This window comes from Rhodococcus sp. 14-2483-1-2, from assembly GCF_002259405.1.
Taxonomy (GTDB): Bacteria; Actinomycetota; Actinomycetes; order Mycobacteriales; family Mycobacteriaceae; genus Rhodococcoides.
On the sequence record NZ_NPFW01000021.1, the window covers coordinates 233806 to 254835 of the forward strand.

Below are 21030 nucleotides of genomic sequence, written 5' to 3' on the forward strand. Positions count from 1 at the left end.
CCGTTCTCGGCGTGGGACGATAGAGAAACCCGTTCGCTCATTTCGAACACGCCAGCCGAAGGATACGAGTGCCCAGCTTCGCCGACACGACGTTCACCGATCCGTCCAGGATCAGGAACTTCTGCATCATCGCCCACATCGACCACGGTAAGTCGACGCTGGCCGACCGGATGTTGCAGCTCACGGGCGTCGTCGACGACCGGTCGATGCGCGCTCAGTACCTGGACCGGATGGATATCGAGCGCGAGCGCGGCATCACCATCAAGGCACAGAACGTGCGACTTCCGTGGGTCGTCGACGGTGACGAATTCGTCCTGCACCTCATCGACACGCCCGGCCACGTCGACTTCACCTACGAGGTATCGCGTGCACTCGAGGCCTGCGAAGGGGCAGTGCTGCTGGTCGACGCTGCGCAGGGCATCGAGGCGCAGACGCTCGCGAACCTGTACCTCGCTCTCGACAAAGAGCTCACCATCATCCCGGTGCTCAACAAGATCGATCTCCCCGCCGCCGACCCGGACCGCTACGCCGCCGAGATCGCCCACATCATCGGGTGCGAGGCCGACGACGTTCTGCGCGTGTCCGGCAAGACCGGTGTAGGCGTCGAGGAATTGCTCAACGAGGTCGTCAAGCTGGTTCCGGCCCCGGTCGGCAATCCGGACGGGCCTGCCCGCGCGATGATCTTCGACTCGGTCTACGACACCTACCGCGGCGTCGTCACGTACGTGCGAGTGGTCGACGGCGCGCTCAACCCGCGCGAGAAGGTCACGATGATGTCGACCGGCTCGACACACGAGCTGCTCGAGGTCGGCATCGTCTCGCCCGATCCGAAGGCCACCAAGGGCCTGGGTGTCGGCGAAGTGGGATACCTGATCACCGGAGTGAAGGACGTCCGTCAGTCCAAGGTCGGCGATACCGTCACCACCTTCCGCAAGGGCGCGACCGAGCCGCTGACCGGCTACCGTGAGCCCCGTCCCATGGTGTACTCGGGCCTCTACCCGCTCGACGGTTCGGATTACCCCGACCTGCGCGACGCTCTGGAGAAGCTGCAGCTCAACGATGCTGCACTGACGTACGAGCCCGAGACTTCGGTGGCGCTCGGATTCGGCTTCCGCTGCGGATTCCTCGGGCTGCTGCACATGGAGATCACCCGCGAGCGGCTCGAGCGAGAGTTCAACCTGGACCTGATCTCGACCTCGCCGAACGTCGTCTACCGCGTCGAGATGGAAGACGGTGCCGAGCACATCGTCACCAATCCGTCGTACTGGCCCGAGGGCAAAGCGCGCGAGGTGTTCGAGCCGATGGTCAAGTGCACCATCATCTCGCCGAGCGAGTTCATCGGTTCCATCATGGAACTGTGCCAGGGACGACGTGGCGAACTCGGCGGCATGGATTACCTGTCCGAGACCCGCGTCGAGCTGCGCTACACGATTCCGATGGCCGAGATCATCTTCGACTTCTTCGACATCCTGAAGTCGCGGACACGCGGATACGCCAGCCTCGACTACGAGGAGATCGGCGAGCAGAGCGGAGCGCTCGTGAAGGTCGACATCCTGCTGCAGGGTGAGGCCGTCGACGCGTTCTCGGCGATCGTGCACAAGGACGCTGCTGCTGCCTACGGCAACAAGATGACGACCAAGCTCAAGGAACTGATTCCGCGTCAGCAGTTCGAGGTGCCGATCCAGGCCGCCATCGGATCTCGCATCATCGCCCGCGAGAACATCCGCGCGATCCGCAAGGACGTTCTGGCCAAGTGCTACGGCGGCGACATCAGCCGTAAGCGCAAGCTGCTCGAGAAGCAGAAAGAGGGTAAGAAGCGGATGAAGACGATCGGTCGCGTCGAGGTGCCGCAGGAAGCCTTCGTCGCCGCGTTGTCCTCGGAATCGTCCTCGGACAAGCCGAAGAAGTAGGGCAGCAGTTCCGGGTCGCAGGAATTGACCTCACACCCTTTCTACCGACTGCGCGCCCCCGCTCGCCACAGAACAGGGGCGCGCAGTTGTCAGTAGGGTCGCGCGGTCCCACCGAACCCTGTCGGAAATGGCGGGCGAGTACATTTCGAACCTGTGACGACGCCGATTCTGAAGCAGCTGCGTGTTCCCGTTGTCGGTGCGCCGATGGCAGGTGGTCCTAGTACTCCTGAACTCGCCCGTGCGGTGTCGGAGGCAGGTGGACTCGGCATGATTGCCGGTGCGCTGTTGACGCCCGAAGCCTTTGCGGCGCAGATCGATTCGATGCGCGGTCTGCTGTTCGGTGTCAATCTCTTCCTGCCGGAGGAGCCATCGGGTGCGGATGTGGAGTCCTATGCCGAGCACCTGGCACCCTGGTTCGAGCGTTTCGACGCAGAGCCGGGAGAGTTGATTCGACGTGACGACTTCTACGCCGAGAAGTTCGCCTGGCTGCTGGCGCACCCGGTACCGCTGGTGTCGAGTACGTTCGCGACGTTCGACGCGGACGAGGTCGCCCAGTTGCACGCCGTGGGAACCGAGGTGTGGGCCACCGTCGCCACCGCGTCGGACGCATCGGTGGCCACCGCCAACGGGGTTGACGCGCTGGTGGTGCAGGGACCCGAAGCGGGCGGTCATCGAGGTACCTTCGACGGCTCGGCCCCGGACGAGCCTCTGACCGAACTGCTGATCGCAGTGCGTGAGATATCCGATCTACCGCGGATCGCCGCGGGCGGACTGATGGATGGCAACGACATTGCGCCACTGCTGGATTCGGGTGCCGCGCATGCCGCGCAGCTCGGTACGGCGTTTCTGAACACGCCGGAAGCCGGGACCAAGCCCGTGCACCGAGAGCAACTGACCGTCGCTCCCGACACCGCGGTGACGAAGGCGTTCTCCGGTCGCCCTGCACGGGGGCTGGTCAACGAGTTCATGCGTGAGAACTCCGACGCAGCACCGTTGGCGTATCCCGATCTGCACTACCTGACGGCACCGATGCGCGCCAAGGCCGCAGCGGCAGGGGATCCGTCGGGACTGTCGATGTGGGCCGGCACCGGTTTTCGCCGTGCACAGGCGGCACCCGCAGCCGAGTTGATCGCCGAATGGGCGAAGCAACTCGGCCGCTGAGCCCGCACTCTCAGGGGTTGGCGTGGGCAGGCTGGAAGTGCCCCGACACCTGGGCTTCCTCGGCGCGGATGACGTGCACCACCGCGTTGATGAGTGCGAGGTGCGTGAAAGCCTGCGGGAAGTTGCCGAGGTGACGGCCGGTGCGGTGGTCGATCTCCTCGGCGTAGAGCTTGAGCGGGCTCGCGTACCCCAACAGACGCTCGCAGAGATGCTTGGCGCGCGGGAGTTCGCCGATCTCGACCAGCGCCGATACGAGCCAGAAGGAGCAGATCGTGAATGTCCCTTCCTCGCCCGCCAGACCGTCGTCGGTGGTATCGGTTCGGTAGCGCAGGACCAGGCCGTCCTCGGTCAGCTCGTCGGCGATGGCCAGCACCGTCGCACGGATGCGTTCGTCCTCGGCAGGCAGGAATCGAAGCAGCGGTGCGAGCAGCAGTGACGCATCGAGCGACGGGTCACCGTAGCGCTGAGTGAGGACACCCCGAGAATCGGTGCCGTTCTCGAGAATGTCCGCCTTGATCTCGTCGGCGATCTCGTTCCACTTGGCCGAGTACTCCTTCTCGCCGTGGATGTCGGCGAGCTTGGCACCGCGGTCGAGCGCGACCCAACACATGAGCTTCGAGGAGGTGAAGTGCTGCGGTTCACCGCGCACCTCCCAGATGCCGCGATCGGGCTTGCGCCAATTGGCGATCGCCTCCTCCACCTGTCGCTTGAGCAGGGGCCACAGGAATTCGGGGACGTGCTCGCGCGACTTGACATGCAGATACACCGAGTCGAGCATCGTGCCCCAGATGTCGTGCTGCTCTTGGTCGTAGGCTCCGTTGCCGATACGCACCGGACGTGCGCCGTCGTATCCGGACAGGTGTGGCAGCTCGCTCTCGTCGAGCGTCTTCTCGCCGCCGATGCCGTACATGACCTGTAGCGGATTGACCTCGCCGTTGGCAGTGGTCGCCACATCGGACATGAACGCGAAGAAGTCGTTGGCCTCACGGTCGAGTCCGAGTGTGTAGAGGCCCCACAGTGCGAACGTCGAGTCTCGTACCCACGTGTAGCGGTAGTCCCAGTTACGTTCTCCACCAGGAGTTTCCGGAAGCGATGTTGTCGACGCCGCCAGCAGTGCACCGGTGGGGGCGTAGGTCAGACCCTTGAGTGTCAGGGCGCTGCGCTGCAGGTAGCCCCGCCACGGGTGATCGGGGAACCGGCCGATCGTGATCCACTGCCGCCAGCACTCGGACGTGCGCCACATCTTGTCCGCGGCTTCCTCGAAGGTCTGCGGCGCAGGCAGATCCGACCACGACAGCGCGACGAACACGTTGTCGCCCTCCGTCATTCGGGTGCGGGCGCGGGCTTCACGTCCTTCGATGCCGATGCGGAGGTTGGTGGTCAGCTTCAACGTGGGCTGATCTCCGCCCGCACTGGCCTCGCAGGTTGCGGTGGTTTCCTCGTACACCTTGCCGGTGTACTCCCACTTCGCCGGCGCGCGGTGGTAGTCGAAGGCCGGCTCGCAGCTCATCTCGAGTTCGACCGTGCCGCTGACGCACTTGATGGTGCGCAGCAGGATGTGTTCGGCGTCCCAGTCGCTCGGTGCGCGCTTGTGGGTGCGAGAGCGCTGATCGGTGTTGTGCCACGGTCCCATGACGAGTGCGTCGCGGACCACGAGCCAACCGGTTTCGGTCTGCCACGTCGTTTCGACGATCAGTCCACCGGGCAGATACCGCCGTGCCGCCGGCACCGATTGACCGTACGGGCCGACACGGAAATGGCCCGCGCTGCGATCGAGAACCGCTCCGAAGATGCTGGGGGAGTCCGGACGAGGCACGCACATCCACTCGACCGATCCGTTCCGAGCGATCAGGCAGGTCGTCTCGCAGTCCGAGAGGAAGGCGTAGTCGTCGATCGGCGGAAAGGCACTTCGATAGGACGTCAGGGTGGACACCGGTGCGTCGGTACTGCCCAACGCTCCCTGAACCTCGACCCCGCCCAAACCTGGATGCCCCGACCCCATGGCGGGCTCGTCGGCCACCGGGGGCACTGGCGAAACATCTTCGTATGCCGTCATGGCGTAATCATCGACCGATCCACGGCACGCGTCCACTGCTGGTCGTCGATCGGCGTGGCGTGAGAGCGGAACGAGCTGGTTTAAGCTGCGAGGGTGGAATCGATCGCACGCTGGTGGGACGGCGTCGAACTGTGGGTGACGGGTTTGCCGTTCGTGCCACAGTCGGTAGTCGTGCTGCTGGTCATCGTGCCTACCGCGTTCCTGCTGGCACGTGTCTTCGATCGCGTGCTGGCGGTAGTTCTGCACTTGCTCGGGCGTGATGCCCGGGCTGCTCGCGACGCGGAGCCCTCGGGTGCGGCCACCACTACGACGAAGGATGGACAGTAATGCCACGGTCTCGGGTCACGCTGGCGCTCATCGCGCTGCTGGTGCTGGTTGTCATCGCCTGGTTGCTCACTCGATAGCCGATTAGAGTCGGTCCGGAACCTCTGCTAGATTTCTGACCGTGTCTTCTGCCGCCGAGTACCGCGTCCGCCATCAGTTGGCGTTGATTGCTGTCGGCATGCTGGCAGTCGCCGATATCGACTGTTGTTGATTCTTTCCTTCGTCGAATCGGTTCCGTCGATCCGTTGCCCACGCGCCTACATCTCGCGGTCGGGCGGTTCACGACGTACTTTCTGCCACTCACGGTGATCTCGCGATGACACGCGGCCACGGTGGTGCTCCGGTTCGACCTCGGGAATGTCGACTCTGCCCAGCTCGCACTCACTGCACACCATCATGAAAGGCCTTTTCTCGATGAGGCATAACTCTCGCTACCTGCTGACCACGTTCGCGGCCGTGGGAACCCTTCTACTGACTGCCTGCGGCGGTGGATCGAGTGACGTCGTCGGCGGTGAGCCGGACACCGCGAGCGGCCCCGCACTGACCCTCGTGGGTTATGCAGTCCCCAAGAATGGTTGGGACGCAATCGGTCCGGCCTTCGCGGCAACCGAGGACGGCGACGGTACGGCGATCAACGCGGACTACGGCGCATCGGGCAATCAGTCGCGCAAGGTGGCCGACGGCGCACCCGCCGATATCGTCAACTTCTCGGTCGAACCCGACATCACCCGTCTGGTGCAGGCAGGCAAGGTCGACGAGGACTGGAATCAGAATGCTTACGGCGGCGTGCCGTTCGGCTCCGTGGTGACCATCGTCGTACGCGAGGGCAACCCCAAGAACATCCGTACCTGGGACGATCTGGTAAAGCCCGACGTTCAGGTCATCAGCCCCAGCCCGCTCAGCTCGGGCTCTGCCAAGTGGAACCTGCTCGCTCCCTACGCGGCGAAGAGCAACGGCGGCCAGGACAAGCAGGCCGGTCTCGACTTCGTGCGCACACTCGTCGCCGATCACTTCCCGGTTCAGCCCGAATCCGGCCGCGCCGCAACCGAAGCCTTCCTGCAGGGCCAGGGTGATGCGTTGCTCAGCTACGAGAACGAAGCACTCCTGATCGAGGAACAGGGACAGAACGTGGAGCACGTCGACGTTCCCGTGACATTCCGCATCGACAATCCCGTGGCCGTGATCAACGACAGCGCCAATCTCGATCGCGCCAATGCTCTGAACGATTTCATCTACACCGACGAGGGCCAGAAGATCTGGGCGGAGGCCGGTTTCCGACCGACGAACCCCGACATCGCGTCGGAGTACTCCGACAAGTTCTTCACCCCCGAAAAGCTGTACACCATCGATGATCTCGGTGGCTGGACCCAGGTGGACGCAGATCTGTTCGGCGACAACGGTGCGATCACGACGATCTATCAGGAAAGTACTCGGTAGAGATCGATGTCATCTTCGACCACCGAAGCCGCAGCTGCGGCTTCGACCCTCTCGCCCGGCACGAGACCACGGTTTCGTGCCGGGCGGGAAGGCCGAAAGTTCAGGGGTCCGGGATCGGTCGGTCCACTCGGCCTCGGCGTCGCAGTGTTGTGGCTCAGCGTCATCGTGCTGCTTCCGTTGGCGGCGTTGACGGTTCAGTCGTTCGACGACGGCTTGACCGGTTTCTGGAACGCGGTCACCGAGCAACGCGCCTTGGCCACGTTCAAGGTGACGCTTCAGGTGTCGGTGGCCGCGGCCGTGGTCAACCTGTTTCTCGGAACCCTCATCGCCTGGGTACTGGTGCGGGACGAGTTCCCGGGCAAGCGTTTCGTCAATGCCCTGATCGATCTGCCGTTCGCGTTGCCGACCATCGTGGCCAGCCTGGTTCTGCTGTCGCTGTACGGTCCTGCGAGCCCGATCGGGTTGGTGTTCAACGCAACCAAGCCCGCGGTGATCGTCGCGCTGCTGTTCGTCACATTGCCGTTCGTGGTACGAGCGGTGCAACCGGTGCTGATCGAACTCGACAAGGATGTCGAGGAGGCCGCGGCCTCGCTCGGCGCGAACAACTGGACCATCTTCCGCCGCATCGTCCTGCCGGTACTGCTGCCGGCGATCCTCAGCGGCGGCGGCCTCGCCTTCGCGCGCGCCATCGGCGAATTCGGGTCGGTGGTGCTCATCGGCGGGAACATCCCCAACGACACGCAGGTGGCGTCCCAGTACATCCGTGAGCTCATCGAGTACGACCGCCCCACCGACGCGGCCGCGATCTCCGTTGTGCTGCTGGCGATCGCGTTCGCAGTGCTGTTCGTCCTTCGCGTGGTGGGCAATCGCCTGGCCCGACGTGAGGAGCAGATCTCGTGAAAATCGGTCTGCCGATCAAACTGACGCTCCGCACCGTAGCTCTGCTGTACCTCGCCGTTCTGGTGCTCTTTCCCCTCGGCACCATCCTGTTCCGCACCTTCGAGGACGGCGTCGTCACGTTCTGGGAGCAGATCACCACGCCGGCCGCGCAGTCGGCGTTGCAGCTGTCGTTGTTGATCGTCGCCATAGTTGTTCCGATCAACATCGTGTTCGGTGTGGTCACCGCCCTGGCGCTCGTGCGAGGACGGTTCCGTGGCAAGGGTGTCCTGGAAGCCATCGTCGATCTGCCGTTCGCGGTGTCGCCCATCATCACCGGCGTTGCGCTGATCCTGCTGTGGGGTGCCAACGGCTGGTTCGGTGGCGTCGAAAGCCTCGGCTTCAAGGTCATCTTTGCGCTTCCCGGCATGGTCATCGCCACGATCTTCGTCACGCTGCCGTTCGTCGTGCGCGAGGTCGAACCCGTGCTGTACGAAATCGGTGAGGAGCAGGAGGAGGCCGCCTCGACGCTCGGTGCGTCGTCGTGGCAGACGTTCTGGCGCATCACTCTTCCGGCGATCCGGTGGGGACTGACCTACGGCGTCGTACTCACCGTCGCGCGCTCGCTCGGCGAGTTCGGTGCCGTCATCATGGTCTCGACCAACCTGCCGGGCATCTCCCAAACACTGACGCTGCTGGTCAACTCACGATACGAGGACTTCAATCAACAGGGCGCGTACGCCGCGTCCACATTGCTCATGGCGATCGCCGTCATCGTGCTGCTGTTGATGACTGCCCTCGACAAGAAGAGGACGAAACAATGACCGAGACATCCCCCGAGATCGAGATCTCCGTCGTTGGCGGCAACAAGCACTACGGCGACTTCGCCGCGCTCGACAATGTCAGCATCGACATTCCCAAGGGGTCGCTGACGGCACTGCTCGGCCCCAGTGGCTCGGGTAAGTCGACGCTGCTGCGCTCCATCGCCGGGCTCGAGCAACTCGACTCCGGTCGGGTGGTGCTCGCAGGCCAGGATGTGACGTGGGTGAGCCCGCAGCGCCGCGAGATCGGATTCGTCTTCCAGCACTACGCGGCGTTCAAACACCTCACGGTGCGAGACAACGTCGCGTTCGGCCTGCAGATTCGCAAGCGGCCCAAGGCCGAGATCGCCAAGAAGGTCGACGAGTTGCTCGAGATCGTCGGGCTGGCCGGTTTCCAGAGCCGCTACCCGGCGCAGCTGTCCGGTGGACAGCGCCAGCGCATGGCGTTGGCTCGCGCTCTCGCCGTCGACCCGCAGGTGCTGCTGCTCGACGAGCCCTTCGGCGCGCTCGACGCCAAGGTGCGCGCCGATCTCCGTACGTGGCTGCGTCGACTGCACGACGAGGTGCACGTCACCACCGTGCTGGTGACCCACGATCAGGAGGAGGCGCTCGACGTCGCCGATCGGATCGCGGTGCTCAACAAGGGTCGCATCGAGCAGGTGGGCAGCCCGGAAGATCTTTACGATCGCCCGGCCAACAACTTCGTGATGTCGTTCCTCGGTCAGGTCGCCAAGCTGAACGGACTGCTCGTGCGACCGCACGACATTCGCGTCGGACGCGACCCGTCGTTGGCGCAGGCCCAGGCCAGCGGGACGGCCGAATCGGCCGGTGTCACGCGTGCCGTCGTCGAGCGGGTGGTGCACCTCGGCTTCGAGGTGAAGGTCGAATTGAAGAACGCGGCCACCGGTGAACTGTTCGCGGCCCAGATCACCCGCGGTGACAGTGAGGCTCTCGGTCTTCGCGAGGGCGAGACGGTGTACGCGCGAGCGACTCGGGTGCCGAAGATTGCAGACGCTAGCGGTGCAGACGCGATCGACGGTGCACCGGTTCGCTGAACGGGTGCGGTCGAGCGTTCGGCTCCGGTGTCGCAACGGCTCGTGCCGCAGGAGTGGAGCCTGCGGAACGACCCATCGAGACTGCGGAGTCGTAGCGCCGCGACACCAGTTCTGCCAGCGCCGGATGGGCTCCGATCACTTCGGCATGCACCACATTCGGTAGGCCTGCCACAGACTCTTCGATCCTGTCGGTGAGCAGCCCCGGGGCCAGGAACCAGGGTGCAACGACGATGCGGTCGGCTCCCAGTGTGCGCAGCTGTGTGATCGCATCGGTGGCGGACGGGGAGACCGATGTCGCGAAGCAGGTCACAGCTCCGGCCCAGTCTGTTCCGGCGAGCACTTTCTGCGCGATGACTCGGGTGCGCTGATTCGCCGGTGCCACCGATGAGCCGACAGCTGCCAGGGCGATTCCGACCGTCGAATCGGATGCTGCGACACCGGTATCGGCGATACGGTCACGGACTGCCTCGATGAGGAGTCGGTCGTCTCCCAGAACGTCGGCCTGCGTTATCGAGACGTGCGGGTGTCGCGTTCTCGCCGCTTGTAAGAGCTCGGGCAGATCGACTTTCGCATGAAAAGCCCTGCCCAGCAACATCGGAACGGCGACTATGCGTCCGTGTCCGGCATCGGCCAGGTCGTCGACCACCTGATCGACGCCGGGCTCGGAGAGATCGAGAAATGCGACGCGGACGTCCAGATCCGGTCGCCGTCGACGCAGGGCGTCGACGGCGCGGTGAATCGTGGCGCTCGAGCGCGGGTCACGGCTGCCGTGGGCAACCGCGATCAGTGCGCTCACGCCGGAACTGCCGACCCCAGCTCGACGGCAGCCAGAGCGTTGCCCACGAGCCCGGCAGCCAACGTGTTGCCACCGGCCGGATCGATCAGCAGGAAGCTGCCCGTGTGCCGGTTGACGGCGTAGTCGTCTGCCACGATGGGCTCGGCGACGCGCACCGAGATTCGACCGATTTCGTTGAGCTCCAACGACTCCGGGCCTTCTTGTGCGGTGAGCTCCTGCTCGTCGAAGCGCTCGATCAGCGTCCCGACGATGGCCTGGGTGGTGCGAGTGCCGTGCTTGAGCAACAGGCGAGCGCCCGGGCGAAGCGGCTTCTCGGCGAGCCAGCACACCGTGGCCTCGAAGTCGCCGATCGGCTCGGGTGCGTCCTGCGGTGAGGCGATGGTGTCGCCGCGCGAGACGTCGACATCGTCGGCGAGGACGAGGGTGACGCTGCGTCCGGCGTGAGCGGTACGCAATTCGCCGTCGGCGGTGTCGATGCGCTCGACTGTCGTTCGGGTGCCGGAGGGCAGGATGACGACCTCGTCGCCGACGTCGACGGAGCCCGCTGCGACCTGGCCGGCGTATCCGCGATAGTCCGGGAATTCCGCTGTGCGGGGCCGGATCACGTACTGCACGGGGAATCGCAGACCGACCCGGTGCGGTTCGGCGTCGACCGGGACCGACTCGAGGTGCTCGATGAGGGTCGGACCGTCGTAGTACGGGGTCTTCTCGGACTTCACCGCGACGTTGTCGCCGTGCAGTGCGGACACCGGGATCTCGATGACGTCCTCGCTGGACCAGCCGAGGGAGGAGGTCAGCGAGTTGAACTCGGCCGAGATCTCGGCGAACACCGTTGCGGGGTCCTCGACCAGATCGATCTTGTTGACCGCGAGCACCAGGCGCGGAACGCCGAGCAGAGCGAGAACCGCTGCGTGCCTGCGGGTCTGAGTGATGACACCCTTGCGGGCGTCGACCAGCAGGATGACCAGCTGAGCCGTCGACGCACCGGAGACGGTGTTGCGGGTGTACTGCACGTGGCCGGGGGTGTCGGCCAGTACGAACGAGCGGTGCGGCGTCGCGAAGTAGCGGTACGCGACGTCGATGGTGATGCCCTGTTCACGCTCGGCGCGTAGGCCGTCGACCAGCAGGGACAGATCCGGTGTCGCCAGTCCCTTGTCCACCGAAGCCCGAGTGACGGCATCGATCTGATCGGCCAGAACGGATTTGGTGTCGTACAACAGCCGACCGACGAGGGTCGACTTGCCGTCGTCGACGCTACCTGCGGTGGCGAGGCGAAGAAGCTGAGTTCCTGTGCTGCTCATCAGAAGTATCCTTCTCGTTTGCGATCTTCCATGGCAGCCTCGGAGACGCGGTCGTCGCCGCGGGTGGCTCCGCGTTCGGTCAGTCGAGATGCGGCTACCTCGGCGAGGATTGCTTGGTTGTCGGCGGCCTCGGACAGCACGGCACCGGTGGTGGATCCGTCGCCGACGGTGCGGTAGCGCACCGACAGGGTCTGCAGCTCTTCGTTCTCGGCCGGTCCGCCCCATACGCCGGGCGTCATCCACATGCCGTCGCGCTGGTAGACGGGGCGCTGGTGGGCGTAGTAGATGCTCGCCAGTTCCACGTCGTCACGGGCGATGTAGCGCCAGATGTCGAGTTCGGTGAAGTTGCTGAGCGGGAACACCCGCACCTGCTCGCCGGGGGAATGCTTGCCGTTGTACAGGTTCCACAGTTCGGGGCGCTGCTTCTTGGGCTCCCACTGGCCGAACGCGTTGCGCAGCGAGAAGATTCGCTCTTTCGCTCGGGCTCGTTCCTCGTCGCGTCGGGCACCGCCGAAGACGGCGTCGAACCGATTCTCGGAGATCGCGTCGAGGAGGGGAACGGTCTGCAGCGGGTTGCGGATGCCGTCGGGGCGCTCGGTGAGGCGTCCGTCGGCGAGGTACTCCTCGACGCTGGCCACGTGCAGGCGCAGGTTGTACTTGGCGACGACGTGGTCGCGGAAGTCCAGCACCTCCTGCAGGTTGTGGCCGGTGTCGACGTGGAGCAGAGCGAACGGCAGGGGAGCGGGCCAGAACGCCTTGATCGCCAGGTGCAGCAGGACTGTCGAGTCCTTGCCGCCGGAGAACAGGATGACGGGGCGCTCGAACTCGCCCGCCACCTCGCGGAAGATGTGGATGGCCTCGGATTCGAGTGCGTCGAGCGTGTCGAACCGATCTGCGTCGAGATGGGTTCGACCGACGGTGGCCGAGGTGAGGTCGAGTGTCATGAGGCGTGCAACCCACATTCGGTCTTGGCCTTGCCGGCCCAACGACCGCTACGCGGGTCGGCTCCGGGGGCAGGTTTGACGGTGCACGGTGCGCACCCGATGGATGGATAGCCTTCGTCGACGAGGGGATTGACCAGAATCGAATGTTCGTCGATGTAGGCCTGCATCTCCTCGTCGGACCACGGTGCGATCGGGTTGATCTTGACCAGGCCGAAGGCGTCGTCGAACGAAATGAGCGGGGCGTTGGCACGGGTGGGCGCTTCGACCCGCCGGATGCCGGTGACCCAGGCGCTGTAGTTCGCCAGTTCCTTCTTCAGAGGGGCGACCTTGCGCATCGCGCAGCACCGGTTGGGCTCGCGGGCGAACAGGTCCTTGCCCTCGATCGAATCCTGTTCCGCAACAGTCTTCTCGGCGCGGGCGTTGACGACGTGCACGCCGTAGACCGCCTCGACGGCGTCGCGCGTCCCGATGGTCTCGGCGAAGTGGTAGCCGGTGTCGAGGAACAACACGTCCACGCCCGGATGGACCTGTGCAGCGAGGTGAACGAGAACCCCGTCCTGCATGTTGGAGGCAACGATGAAGTCGTTACCGAAGTTGTCCTCGGTCCACTGCAGCAGCTCCAGTGGGCTCGCCCCGTCGAGGTCGCGGGCACCGCGCTCGGCGATGTCCTTCAATTCCTCCACCGTCAAATTCAGCCTGGTACTCATCGCAAATCCGCCTCGTCTGCTCGTACGGCCCACTGAGCGAACCGTTCGCCGTCCTCGCGGTGCTTGTCGAAATTGCGCACCACTCTGTCGATGTAATCTCCCAGCTCGGAGCTGTTGACCTTGTGCTGGCGCAACTTTCGGCCGAACGCACTGTCGAGTCCGAGGCTGCCTCCGAGATGAACCTGGAAACCCTCGATCTGATTCCCGGCTCCGTCGTCGACCAGAAGTCCCTTGAACCCGATGTCGGCGATCTGCGACCGCGCGCAGGAGTTGGGGCAGCCGTTGATGTTGATCGTGATCGGCACGTCGAGCTTGCTGTTGATGTCGGCCAGGCGCTCTTCGAGCTCCGGTACGAGAACCTGTGAACGCTTGCGGGTTTCGGCGAACGAGAGCTTGCAGAACTCGATGCCGCTGCACGCCATCAGATTCTTGCGCCAGTGCGAGGGCCGGGCAGGGAGGCCCAACGCGTCGAGATCGGAGATCAGCTGCTCGAGCGTCTCGTCCGGAACATCGAGGACGATCAGCTTCTGGTACGGCGTGAATCGCACGCGATCGGACCCGGCCTTCTCGGCGGCGTCGGCGACGGCGGCGAGGATGGTGCCGGAGACGCGGCCCGCGATGGGGGCAACACCGACGGCGTTGAGGCCGTTCTTGAGCTTCTGGATACCGACGTGATCGCGGGGCCGAGCGGGCTTCTCGGGAGCCGGGCCGTCGATGAGCTTGCGGTGCAGGTACTCGTCCTCGAGGACCTGACGGAACTTCTCGATGCCCCAGTCCTTGATGAGGAACTTCAGGCGCGCCTTGGTGCGCAGTCGGCGGTAGCCGTAGTCGCGGAAGATCGAGACAACGCCTTCCCACACGTCGGGAACGTCCTCGAGCGGAACCCAGACGCCGACTCGCTGCGCGAGCATGGGGTTGGTGGACAGGCCGCCGCCGACCCACAGGTCGAGTCCGGGCCCGTGCTCGGGATGCACGACGCCGACGAATGCGCAGTCGTTGATCTCGTGCACCACGTCCTGCAGGCCCGAGATCGCCGTCTTGAACTTGCGCGGCAGGTTGGAGTACTCCGGCTTGCCGATGTAGCGCTCGACGATCTCGTCGATGGCGGAGGTGGGGTCGAGGATCTCGTCGACGGCCTCGCCCGCGAGCGGGGAACCGAGCACCACGCGTGGGCAGTCGCCGCACGCCTCGGTGGTCTTCAGGCCGACCGCTTCGATCCGACGCCAGATCTCGGGAACGTTCTCGACCTCGACCCAGTGGAATTGAACGTTCTCGCGGTCGGACAGATCGGCGGTGTCGCGACCGAACTCCTGGGAGATGCCGGCGAGGACACGCAGCTGCTCCAGGTTCAACGCGCCCGCGTCGCAGCGGATACGCATCATGAAGTACTTGGCCTCGAGCAGGTCGATGTTGTCGTCACCGGTGAAGGTGCCGTCGTATCCCTGCTCGCGCTGGGTGTAGAGGCCCCACCAGCGGAAGCGGCCGCGAAGGTCGCCCTTGTCGATGCTGTCGAAACCCTGCTTGGAATAGATGTTCTCGATGCGGGCACGCACGTTGAGCGGGTTGTCGTCCTTCTTGGACTGCTCGTTGGCGTTCAGTGGCTCCCGGTACCCCAGTGCCCACTGTCCCTCGGCTCGACGCTTGGTCGGCCGCGGCGTGCGCTCCCGTGGTGTGACGGAGGCAGCGTCGGTGGTCGCGTCGCTGGTCGACGACATGCATTGCTCCTGCATCTTTGTGCTGGCCGGTACCCGGGACGAGGGCGCAGGCAATTGCGCTTTCGACGACAGTGGGAAACCGGTGGATCGAATGGACGTGCTCGAAGGAGGCTGGTCAGCAGCCGGTCGTGTGTCGACACGACGCGCTGCAGACACGGCCGAGATCGACATGGCGGCGCGCCACGAGTCGAATTCCTGAGTCGGTCACGGGTGCCATTGTGCCACGTCATCGGGGCGACGGACGACCGCGGCGGCTATTTACCCAAATTTCGGGGTAAATAGGCTGGCAGGGCTGTTGCAGTCACGATTGCGAACGGTGGGCTGGAGCGATCGTGAACTCTGGGACACTGGAGGGCGTGAATACCGTCGTACCCGCCCCGTCCACCTTCGAGCTGCCGGTCGAGGCATTCGACGGGGTGGGGGATCGCGCGTTCGGGATCTACGTGCACGTTCCGTTCTGCGCCACGCGGTGTGGGTACTGCGACTTCAACACCTACACGGCGGGAGAGCTGGGCTCATCGGCGTCGCCGCAGTCCTGGTTGGAGGGCTTGCGACGTGAGTTGGACACCGCGGCGGGTCTGATCCAGGCCGGCACGGGGCGCGTCCCGACCGCCGACACCGTCTTCGTCGGCGGTGGCACGCCGTCACTGCTCGGGGGCGACGGTCTGGCCGACGTCCTGGGTGCGGTCAGGTCCAGTTTCGGTCTGACCGACGGCGGCGAGGTCACCACGGAATCCAACCCGGAATCGACGTCGCCGGAATTCTTCGACCGGCTCCGCGACTCGGGCTTCACCCGCATCTCGCTCGGAATGCAGTCCGCCGCACCGCATGTGCTCGCCGTGCTCGATCGCACACATACGCCGGGTCGCGCGGTCGCCGCGGCCAAGGAAGCACGAGCGGCGGGATTCGAGCACGTCAATCTCGACCTCATCTACGGCACGCCCGGTGAGCGAGACGGCGATCTGGATCAATCCCTCGCCGCGGTTCTCGAGGCTGGCGTCGACCATGTCTCGGCGTACGCACTGATCGTCGAGGACGGCACAGCCATGGCTCGTAAGGTTCGCCGCGGTGAGCTGCCTGCACCCGACGACGACGTGCTGGCATCCAGGTACGAGCGCATCGACACGGCGTTGAACGCTGCAGGCCTGTCCTGGTACGAGGTGTCGAACTGGGCCACCGACGCCGACGCGCAGTGCCGCCACAACATCGGCTACTGGGACGGCGGCGACTGGTGGGGCGCCGGGCCCGGCGCACACAGTCACATCGGCGGCACCCGGTTCTGGAACGTCAAACACCCGGCGGCATACGCCGATCGCCTGGCCACCGGGGTTCTGCCGGTGCACGGCAGCGAGTTACTCAGCGCCGAGGATCGACACCTCGAGGAACTGATGTTGACCGTCCGACTCCGAACGGGAGTGCCGATGAGTGTGCTCGGGCCCGCCGAGCGCGCCGCTGCCGAACAGACGGTCGCGGACGGGTTGATGGCGGCGCAGGGTGATCGTCTCGTACTGACCGACCGGGGGCGTTTGCTCGCCGACGCGGTGGTGCGCACTATCGCAGCCGCCTGAACAGTCTGTTTCAGGCGCTCAGTGCGTCGTAGTCGAACACCCTGGCGTGCAACACAGTTCGATTTCGCAGGGCCGCACGCACTGCGCGATGCAAGCCGTCCTCGAGATAGATGACACCACGGAACTGGACCGCGTGGGGGAACAGATCGCCGTAGAAGGTGGAGTCCTCGGACAGCAACCTGTCCAGCTCGAGCACCTTGGTGGTGGTGACTATCTCGTCCAGACGGAGCTGGCGCGGCGGGATTCTCGACCAGTCTCTGATGGACAGACCGTGCTCGGGGTACGGCTTTCCGTCACGAACACCTTTGAAGATCATCGCGAGCCTCGAGCCGCTGGACCGAATCGAAAGAACGTTTCCACTCGGACCACAGTAAGGCCTTGCACGAGCGTGCGTTCGCCGGCTACTAGACTCGAGCGACGATTGGAAACGAGAACGGAGGTGGGCACCGGATGTCGAGCACCGACGACAGGCGGTTCGAGGTTCTACGAGCGATCGTGGCGGACTACGTGTCCACCCAGGAACCCGTCGGTTCACGTGCCCTGGTCGAGCGCCACAACCTGGGAGTGTCCAGTGCAACGGTGCGTAACGACATGGCCGTGCTCGAGGCCGAGGGCTACATCGCCCAGCCGCACACCAGCTCCGGTCGGGTTCCGACCGACAAGGGCTATCGACAGTTCGTCGACCGAATAGCCGACGTCAAGCCGCTGTCGGCGGCCGAACGCCGTGCCATCCTGGAGTTCCTCGAGAACGGCGTCGACCTGGACGACGTGTTGCGACGCGGCGTCCGCTTGCTGGCTCAGTTGACCCGTCAGGTCGCCGTGGTGCAGTACCCCACGCTGTCGGCGTCCTCGGTTCGCCACCTGGAAGTGGTGGCGCTCACCCCGGCCCGGCTGCTGCTGGTGCTCATCACCGACTCCGGGCGAGTCGATCAGCGCATCGTCGAGCTCGGCGACGTGATCGACGACGAGAATCTGGCTCGGCTGCGGCGTCTTCTCGGCGGTGCGCTCGAAGGCAAGCGGCTGGCGGCGGCGTCGGCTGCGGTGGCCGAACTCGCGGAGAACGCTCCGCCCGCGCTGCGCGACGCGATGATTCGATCGGCAACGGTGCTGGTGGAATCACTCGTGGAGCATCCCGAGGAACGCCTGGTTCTCGGCGGAACGGCCAACCTGACGCGCAACGCCGCGGATTTCGCCGGCGACGCGGGGTTTCCCGGATCGCTCCGGGCGGTACTCGAGGCGCTGGAAGAGCAAGTGGTGGTCCTCAAGCTGCTCGCCGTGACGCAGGACACTCGCACCGTCACGGTGCGCATCGGCGAGGAGACGCAGGTCGAGGAGATGCGCGGGACATCGGTGATTTCCACCGGGTACGGGTCGGCTGGCATGGTCCTCGGAGGAATGGGTGTTCTCGGGCCGACCCGAATGGACTACCCAGGAACAATTGCGTCGGTTGCCGCGGTTGCCAGGTACATCGGCGAGGTCCTGGCCGAGCGCTGAGACGAGCGAGAACCGATCGAACGCAGGCGGCGGGGGCACGGGCGGCCGGCACACAGCTTCATCGAACGAGATTCATCTTCTAGGACGAAAGAGACGACGTGGCACGGGATTATTACGGGACTTTGGGCGTCGGCCAGCAGGCGACGGACCAGGAGATCAAGCGCGCCTACCGCAAGCTGGCGCGAGAACTGCACCCGGACGTCAACCCGGACGAGGCCGCGCAGGCTCGGTTCAAGGACATCTCCACCGCATACGAGGTGCTCTCCGATCCGGAGAAGCGTCGCATCGTCGACTTGGGCGGCGACCCGCTGCAGCAGGGCGGCGGAGGCGGCGGCGGGGGATTCGGTGGAGCCGGATTCGGCGGCGGCCTTGGAGATGTGTTCGAGGCGTTCTTCGGGGGCGGCGCGGGCGGATCCCAGCGCGGTCCGAAGGGGCGCGTCCAGCCGGGCGCGGATTCACTGCTGCGTACCAAGCTCACCCTCGACGAGTGCGCCACAGGCGTGACCAAGCACATCACCGTCGACACGGCGATTCTCTGCGACCTGTGCACGGGCTCGGGCACCAACGGCGATTCCAAGCCGGTTCGCTGCGAAACCTGCGGCGGTGCCGGTGAAGTGCAGTCGGTGCAACGCTCGTTCCTCGGCCAGGTCATGACCAGCCGCCCGTGCCCCACCTGCCGCGGCGCAGGCGAGACCATCCCCGACCCCTGCCGCAAGTGCGGCGGCGACGGTCGCGTCCGGTCGCGTCGCGACATCTCGGTCAAGGTGCCGGTCGGCGTGAGCAACGGCATGCGGATCCGGCTGGCCTCGCAGGGCGAGGTCGGTCCCGGCGGCGGTCCCGCTGGAGACCTGTACGTGGAGATCGTCGAACAGCAGCACGAGGTGTTCGTGCGCGACGGTGACGACCTGCACTGCACCGTCCGCGTCCCGATGGTCGACGCCGCGCTCGGTACCTCGGTCAACATCGACGCGATCATCGACGGACCCACCGAGATCTCGATCGAGCAAGGGACACAACCGAATTCGACGACGGTACTGCGCGGTCACGGTATGCCCAAGCTGCGCTCCGGCATTCGAGGCGATCTGCACGCGCACCTCGAGGTCATCGTGCCGACCAAGCTCGACAGCAAGCAGACCCATCTGCTCGAACAGCTCAGGTCGATGCGCGACCGCGACTCGGCGGAGGTCGTCACCACCGGTTCGGCACACAGCGGCGGGCTGTTCTCGCGGTTGCGGGAAGCATTCAGCGGTCGCTGATCGATGGCCCCCACGGTCTTCTACCTCTCGCCCCTGCCGAACGTCGGCGAGCTCGCGGTGCTCGACGGCAAGGAAGGGCACCACGCCGCGACGGTTCGACGCATCCGCGTCGGCGAGCGGGTGCTTCTCGGTGACGGAGCAGGCGGCTTGGCCGACGCGATCGTCGCCGCAGCGGAGAAGAACCGACTGGAACTGACCGTGCAGTCGCGCAGCGAGATGCCGCGTCCCACTCCGGTGGTGACGCTCGTACAGGCGCTGCCGAAGGCGGACCGATCGGAACTCGCCGTCGAGCTGGCCACCGAAGCGGGCGTCGACGCGGTCGTACCCTGGCAGTCCGCGCGATGCGTCGCACGGTGGGAAGGCCCGAAAGCGACCAAGGGCGTCGCCAAGTGGCGGAGCACCGCGGCGGAGGCAGCCAAGCAGTCGCGTCGGGCATTCGTCCCCGAGGTCTCCGAGTTGCACGATTCGCGGGAGGTCAGCGCCTTCGTGCGCGGCGTCGTGGAGCGCGGCGGAATCGTCGCCGTGTTGCACGAGGCGGCCACCTCGGCGTTCCGGGATCTGCCGTTCGACTCGGTGCCCGAGGTCGTGATCGTCGTCGGACCCGAGGGCGGGCTCGACGACAGGGAGGTCACCGCTCTGACCGAGGCGGGTGCGACGCCGGTGGTGCTGGGCCCGACGGTACTGCGCACCTCGACGGCAGGAGCTGTGGCTCTCGGCGCGCTGGGTGTCCTGACCTCGCGCTGGACCCAACTACCGCCCGACTTCCAGAACTCGTGAGCGCGCGGATCAAGATCGAGTACGGCGATCACCCGGAGCAGTTCGGCCACCTCTACCTGCCTGCCGAGCCGATGGATCACCGGACGCCGGTGGTCGTGGTGGTGCACGGTGGCTTCTGGAGCGGACAGTACGGGTCCACTCTGGGTACCCAGTTCGCCCGCGCAGTCGCCGGAGCCGGAGCGGTCGCGTGGAACATCGAGTACCGACGCGTCGGCGCAGGTGGGTACTGGCAGGAGATGCAGTCCGATGTGACCGCAGCACTCGACGTGGTCGCCGGGGAACTGCAGCACCATGCCCCGGTCGGGATCGACGACGTCCGCGTCATCGGCCACTCGGCAGGCGGACACCTGGCTGTGTGGCTCGGCGGCGAGACCGGCACGAAGGTCCGCCCGTCGCGCATCGTCTCGCAGGCCGGCGTGCTCGACCTGGAACCTCGCGGTGCGGCGGGACGCACCAACCCAGCAGTCGAGGCGCTGTTGCTGGCCCGGTACGAGGACGATCCCGACCTGTACCGGTCGGCCTCACCCGCGGCCCGCGCGCCCATCGGCATCCCGACGATCGCCCTGCACGGATCCGAGGACATCCAGGTACCCGCGGCGCAGAGCGAGCGGTACGTAGCGCTGGCGAGCGCTGCCGGGGACGACGCGCGACTGACGATCGTGCCGGGGGAGGACCACTTCGCTTTCCTGAATCCCGATTCGCGGTGTTGGGCGCTCTCGCTCGACGCGGTGATCGGTGCCACCAGCGAGTAATGGGAATGCGCATCGTTGCTGCGGCGTTAAACTCGATCCATACCAAGTGCGCGTCCGATTAGCCGACACCAGAGAGCAGG

General features: G+C 65.5%; 20 protein-coding genes. 13 read left to right on the forward strand and 7 right to left on the reverse strand.

Annotated features, from left to right (window positions below):
- The first annotated feature begins 62 nt into the window (after nt 1–62).
- The gene (gene lepA, locus CH295_RS19560; protein ID WP_052047853.1) at nt 63–1910 is read left to right on the forward strand and encodes a translation elongation factor 4; all 1848 of its coding nucleotides are present in this window, start codon (nt 63–65) and stop codon (nt 1908–1910) included.
- 153 nt (nt 1911–2063) lie between these two features.
- Complete coding sequence (locus tag CH295_RS19565; protein WP_094741692.1) at nt 2064–3071, forward strand: nitronate monooxygenase; 1008 nt, start codon at nt 2064–2066, stop codon at nt 3069–3071.
- Nucleotides 3072–3081: 10 nt separating this feature from the next.
- Here CH295_RS19565 and CH295_RS19570 read toward each other — a convergent pair whose 3' ends face one another.
- Nucleotides 3082–5127, reverse strand: coding sequence for a glycoside hydrolase family 15 protein (locus tag CH295_RS19570; protein ID WP_037193573.1), 2046 nt, complete (start codon nt 5125–5127; stop codon nt 3082–3084).
- 93 nt (nt 5128–5220) lie between these two features.
- Here CH295_RS19570 and CH295_RS19575 point away from each other — a divergent pair, with 93 nt between their 5' ends.
- From CH295_RS19575 to CH295_RS19595, 6 genes are all read left to right on the forward strand, one after another.
- Nucleotides 5221–5454 (forward strand): hypothetical protein, encoded by a 234-nt coding sequence (locus CH295_RS19575; RefSeq protein ID WP_037193083.1) that lies wholly within the window; start codon nt 5221–5223, stop codon nt 5452–5454.
- A gap of 118 nt (nt 5455–5572) precedes the next feature.
- Nucleotides 5573–5662 (forward strand): Ms4533A family Cys-rich leader peptide, encoded by a 90-nt coding sequence (locus CH295_RS28525; protein ID WP_310180897.1) that lies wholly within the window; start codon nt 5573–5575, stop codon nt 5660–5662.
- A 203-nt stretch (nt 5663–5865) separates the two neighbouring features.
- Nucleotides 5866–6888 carry a sulfate ABC transporter substrate-binding protein gene (locus CH295_RS19580; protein WP_094741842.1) on the forward strand — a complete coding sequence of 341 codons (1023 nt, stop codon included), beginning with the start codon at nt 5866–5868 and terminating at the stop codon, nt 6886–6888.
- Nucleotides 6889–6894: 6 nt separating this feature from the next.
- The gene (gene cysT, locus CH295_RS19585; RefSeq protein WP_082323739.1) at nt 6895–7788 is read left to right on the forward strand and encodes a sulfate ABC transporter permease subunit CysT; all 894 of its coding nucleotides are present in this window, start codon (nt 6895–6897) and stop codon (nt 7786–7788) included.
- Entirely contained in the window at nt 7785–8588 is an 804-nt protein-coding gene (gene cysW, locus CH295_RS19590; protein ID WP_094635543.1) for a sulfate ABC transporter permease subunit CysW, read from the forward strand. Before cysT ends, cysW begins: the two co-directional genes overlap by 4 nt.
- On the forward strand, nt 8585–9640 hold the full coding sequence (locus CH295_RS19595; RefSeq protein ID WP_037193080.1) for a sulfate/molybdate ABC transporter ATP-binding protein: 1056 nt from the start codon (nt 8585–8587) through the stop codon (nt 9638–9640). Before cysW ends, CH295_RS19595 begins: the two co-directional genes overlap by 4 nt.
- Here the strand turns inward: CH295_RS19595 and CH295_RS19600 are convergent.
- Genes CH295_RS19600 through CH295_RS19620 form a run of 5 tightly spaced genes read right to left on the reverse strand, consistent with a single transcriptional unit; the run spans nt 9600 to nt 15103 of the window.
- On the reverse strand, nt 9600–10436 hold the full coding sequence (locus tag CH295_RS19600) for a sirohydrochlorin chelatase (protein WP_094741693.1): 837 nt from the start codon (nt 10434–10436) through the stop codon (nt 9600–9602). The two genes, CH295_RS19595 and CH295_RS19600, sit on opposite strands and share 41 nt — an antisense overlap.
- On the reverse strand, nt 10433–11737 hold the full coding sequence (locus CH295_RS19605) for a sulfate adenylyltransferase subunit 1 (RefSeq protein ID WP_037193077.1): 1305 nt from the start codon (nt 11735–11737) through the stop codon (nt 10433–10435). The genes CH295_RS19600 and CH295_RS19605 overlap by 4 nt, the downstream gene beginning before the upstream one ends.
- Nucleotides 11737–12681 carry a sulfate adenylyltransferase subunit CysD gene (gene cysD, locus CH295_RS19610; protein WP_037193075.1) on the reverse strand — a complete coding sequence of 315 codons (945 nt, stop codon included), beginning with the start codon at nt 12679–12681 and terminating at the stop codon, nt 11737–11739. Before cysD ends, CH295_RS19605 begins: the two co-directional genes overlap by 1 nt.
- Nucleotides 12678–13388 (reverse strand): phosphoadenylyl-sulfate reductase, encoded by a 711-nt coding sequence (locus CH295_RS19615; protein ID WP_094741694.1) that lies wholly within the window; start codon nt 13386–13388, stop codon nt 12678–12680. The genes cysD and CH295_RS19615 overlap by 4 nt, the downstream gene beginning before the upstream one ends.
- Nucleotides 13385–15103, reverse strand: coding sequence for a nitrite/sulfite reductase (locus CH295_RS19620; protein WP_094635660.1), 1719 nt, complete (start codon nt 15101–15103; stop codon nt 13385–13387). The genes CH295_RS19615 and CH295_RS19620 overlap by 4 nt, the downstream gene beginning before the upstream one ends.
- Before the next feature lie 356 nt (nt 15104–15459).
- Between CH295_RS19620 and hemW the strand changes: the two genes are divergently transcribed.
- The gene (gene hemW, locus CH295_RS19630; RefSeq protein ID WP_037193070.1) at nt 15460–16671 is read left to right on the forward strand and encodes a radical SAM family heme chaperone HemW; all 1212 of its coding nucleotides are present in this window, start codon (nt 15460–15462) and stop codon (nt 16669–16671) included.
- A 10-nt stretch (nt 16672–16681) separates the two neighbouring features.
- On the opposite strand, the gene CH295_RS19635 is transcribed toward hemW, so the two are convergent.
- Nucleotides 16682–16987, reverse strand: coding sequence for a type II toxin-antitoxin system VapB family antitoxin (locus CH295_RS19635; RefSeq protein ID WP_032379172.1), 306 nt, complete (start codon nt 16985–16987; stop codon nt 16682–16684).
- A gap of 134 nt (nt 16988–17121) precedes the next feature.
- Here CH295_RS19635 and hrcA point away from each other — a divergent pair, with 134 nt between their 5' ends.
- From hrcA to CH295_RS19655, 4 genes are all read left to right on the forward strand, one after another.
- Nucleotides 17122–18165, forward strand: a complete 1044-nt coding sequence (hrcA, locus tag CH295_RS19640) for a heat-inducible transcriptional repressor HrcA (protein ID WP_037193069.1) — start codon at nt 17122–17124, stop codon at nt 18163–18165.
- 98 nt (nt 18166–18263) lie between these two features.
- Nucleotides 18264–19421, forward strand: a complete 1158-nt coding sequence (gene dnaJ / locus CH295_RS19645) for a molecular chaperone DnaJ (protein ID WP_094635539.1) — start codon at nt 18264–18266, stop codon at nt 19419–19421.
- A 3-nt stretch (nt 19422–19424) separates the two neighbouring features.
- Nucleotides 19425–20198, forward strand: coding sequence for a 16S rRNA (uracil(1498)-N(3))-methyltransferase (locus CH295_RS19650; RefSeq protein ID WP_094741696.1), 774 nt, complete (start codon nt 19425–19427; stop codon nt 20196–20198).
- On the forward strand, nt 20195–20950 hold the full coding sequence (locus CH295_RS19655; RefSeq protein WP_094741697.1) for an alpha/beta hydrolase family protein: 756 nt from the start codon (nt 20195–20197) through the stop codon (nt 20948–20950). The genes CH295_RS19650 and CH295_RS19655 overlap by 4 nt, the downstream gene beginning before the upstream one ends.
- Nucleotides 20951–21030 lie beyond the last annotated feature (80 nt).

What these genes read in the sequence shown, in the direction of transcription:
- CH295_RS19570 (WP_037193573.1), bottom strand. Translation starts at nt 5,127, where the DNA reads ATGACGGCATACGAAGATGTTTCGCCAGTGCCCCCGGTGGCCGACGAG.
- CH295_RS19580 (WP_094741842.1), top strand. Translation starts at nt 5,866, where the DNA reads ATGAGGCATAACTCTCGCTACCTGCTGACCACGTTCGCGGCCGTGGGA.
- cysT (WP_082323739.1), top strand. Translation starts at nt 6,895, where the DNA reads ATGTCATCTTCGACCACCGAAGCCGCAGCTGCGGCTTCGACCCTCTCG.
- CH295_RS19595 (WP_037193080.1), top strand. Translation starts at nt 8,585, where the DNA reads ATGACCGAGACATCCCCCGAGATCGAGATCTCCGTCGTTGGCGGCAAC.
- CH295_RS19605 (WP_037193077.1), bottom strand. Translation starts at nt 11,737, where the DNA reads ATGAGCAGCACAGGAACTCAGCTTCTTCGCCTCGCCACCGCAGGTAGC.
- cysD (WP_037193075.1), bottom strand. Translation starts at nt 12,681, where the DNA reads ATGACACTCGACCTCACCTCGGCCACCGTCGGTCGAACCCATCTCGAC.
- CH295_RS19615 (WP_094741694.1), bottom strand. Translation starts at nt 13,388, where the DNA reads ATGAGTACCAGGCTGAATTTGACGGTGGAGGAATTGAAGGACATCGCC.
- CH295_RS19620 (WP_094635660.1), bottom strand. Translation starts at nt 15,103, where the DNA reads ATGTCGTCGACCAGCGACGCGACCACCGACGCTGCCTCCGTCACACCA.
- CH295_RS19635 (WP_032379172.1), bottom strand. Translation starts at nt 16,987, where the DNA reads ATGATCTTCAAAGGTGTTCGTGACGGAAAGCCGTACCCCGAGCACGGT.
- hrcA (WP_037193069.1), top strand. Translation starts at nt 17,122, where the DNA reads ATGTCGAGCACCGACGACAGGCGGTTCGAGGTTCTACGAGCGATCGTG.
- CH295_RS19650 (WP_094741696.1), top strand. Translation starts at nt 19,425, where the DNA reads ATGGCCCCCACGGTCTTCTACCTCTCGCCCCTGCCGAACGTCGGCGAG.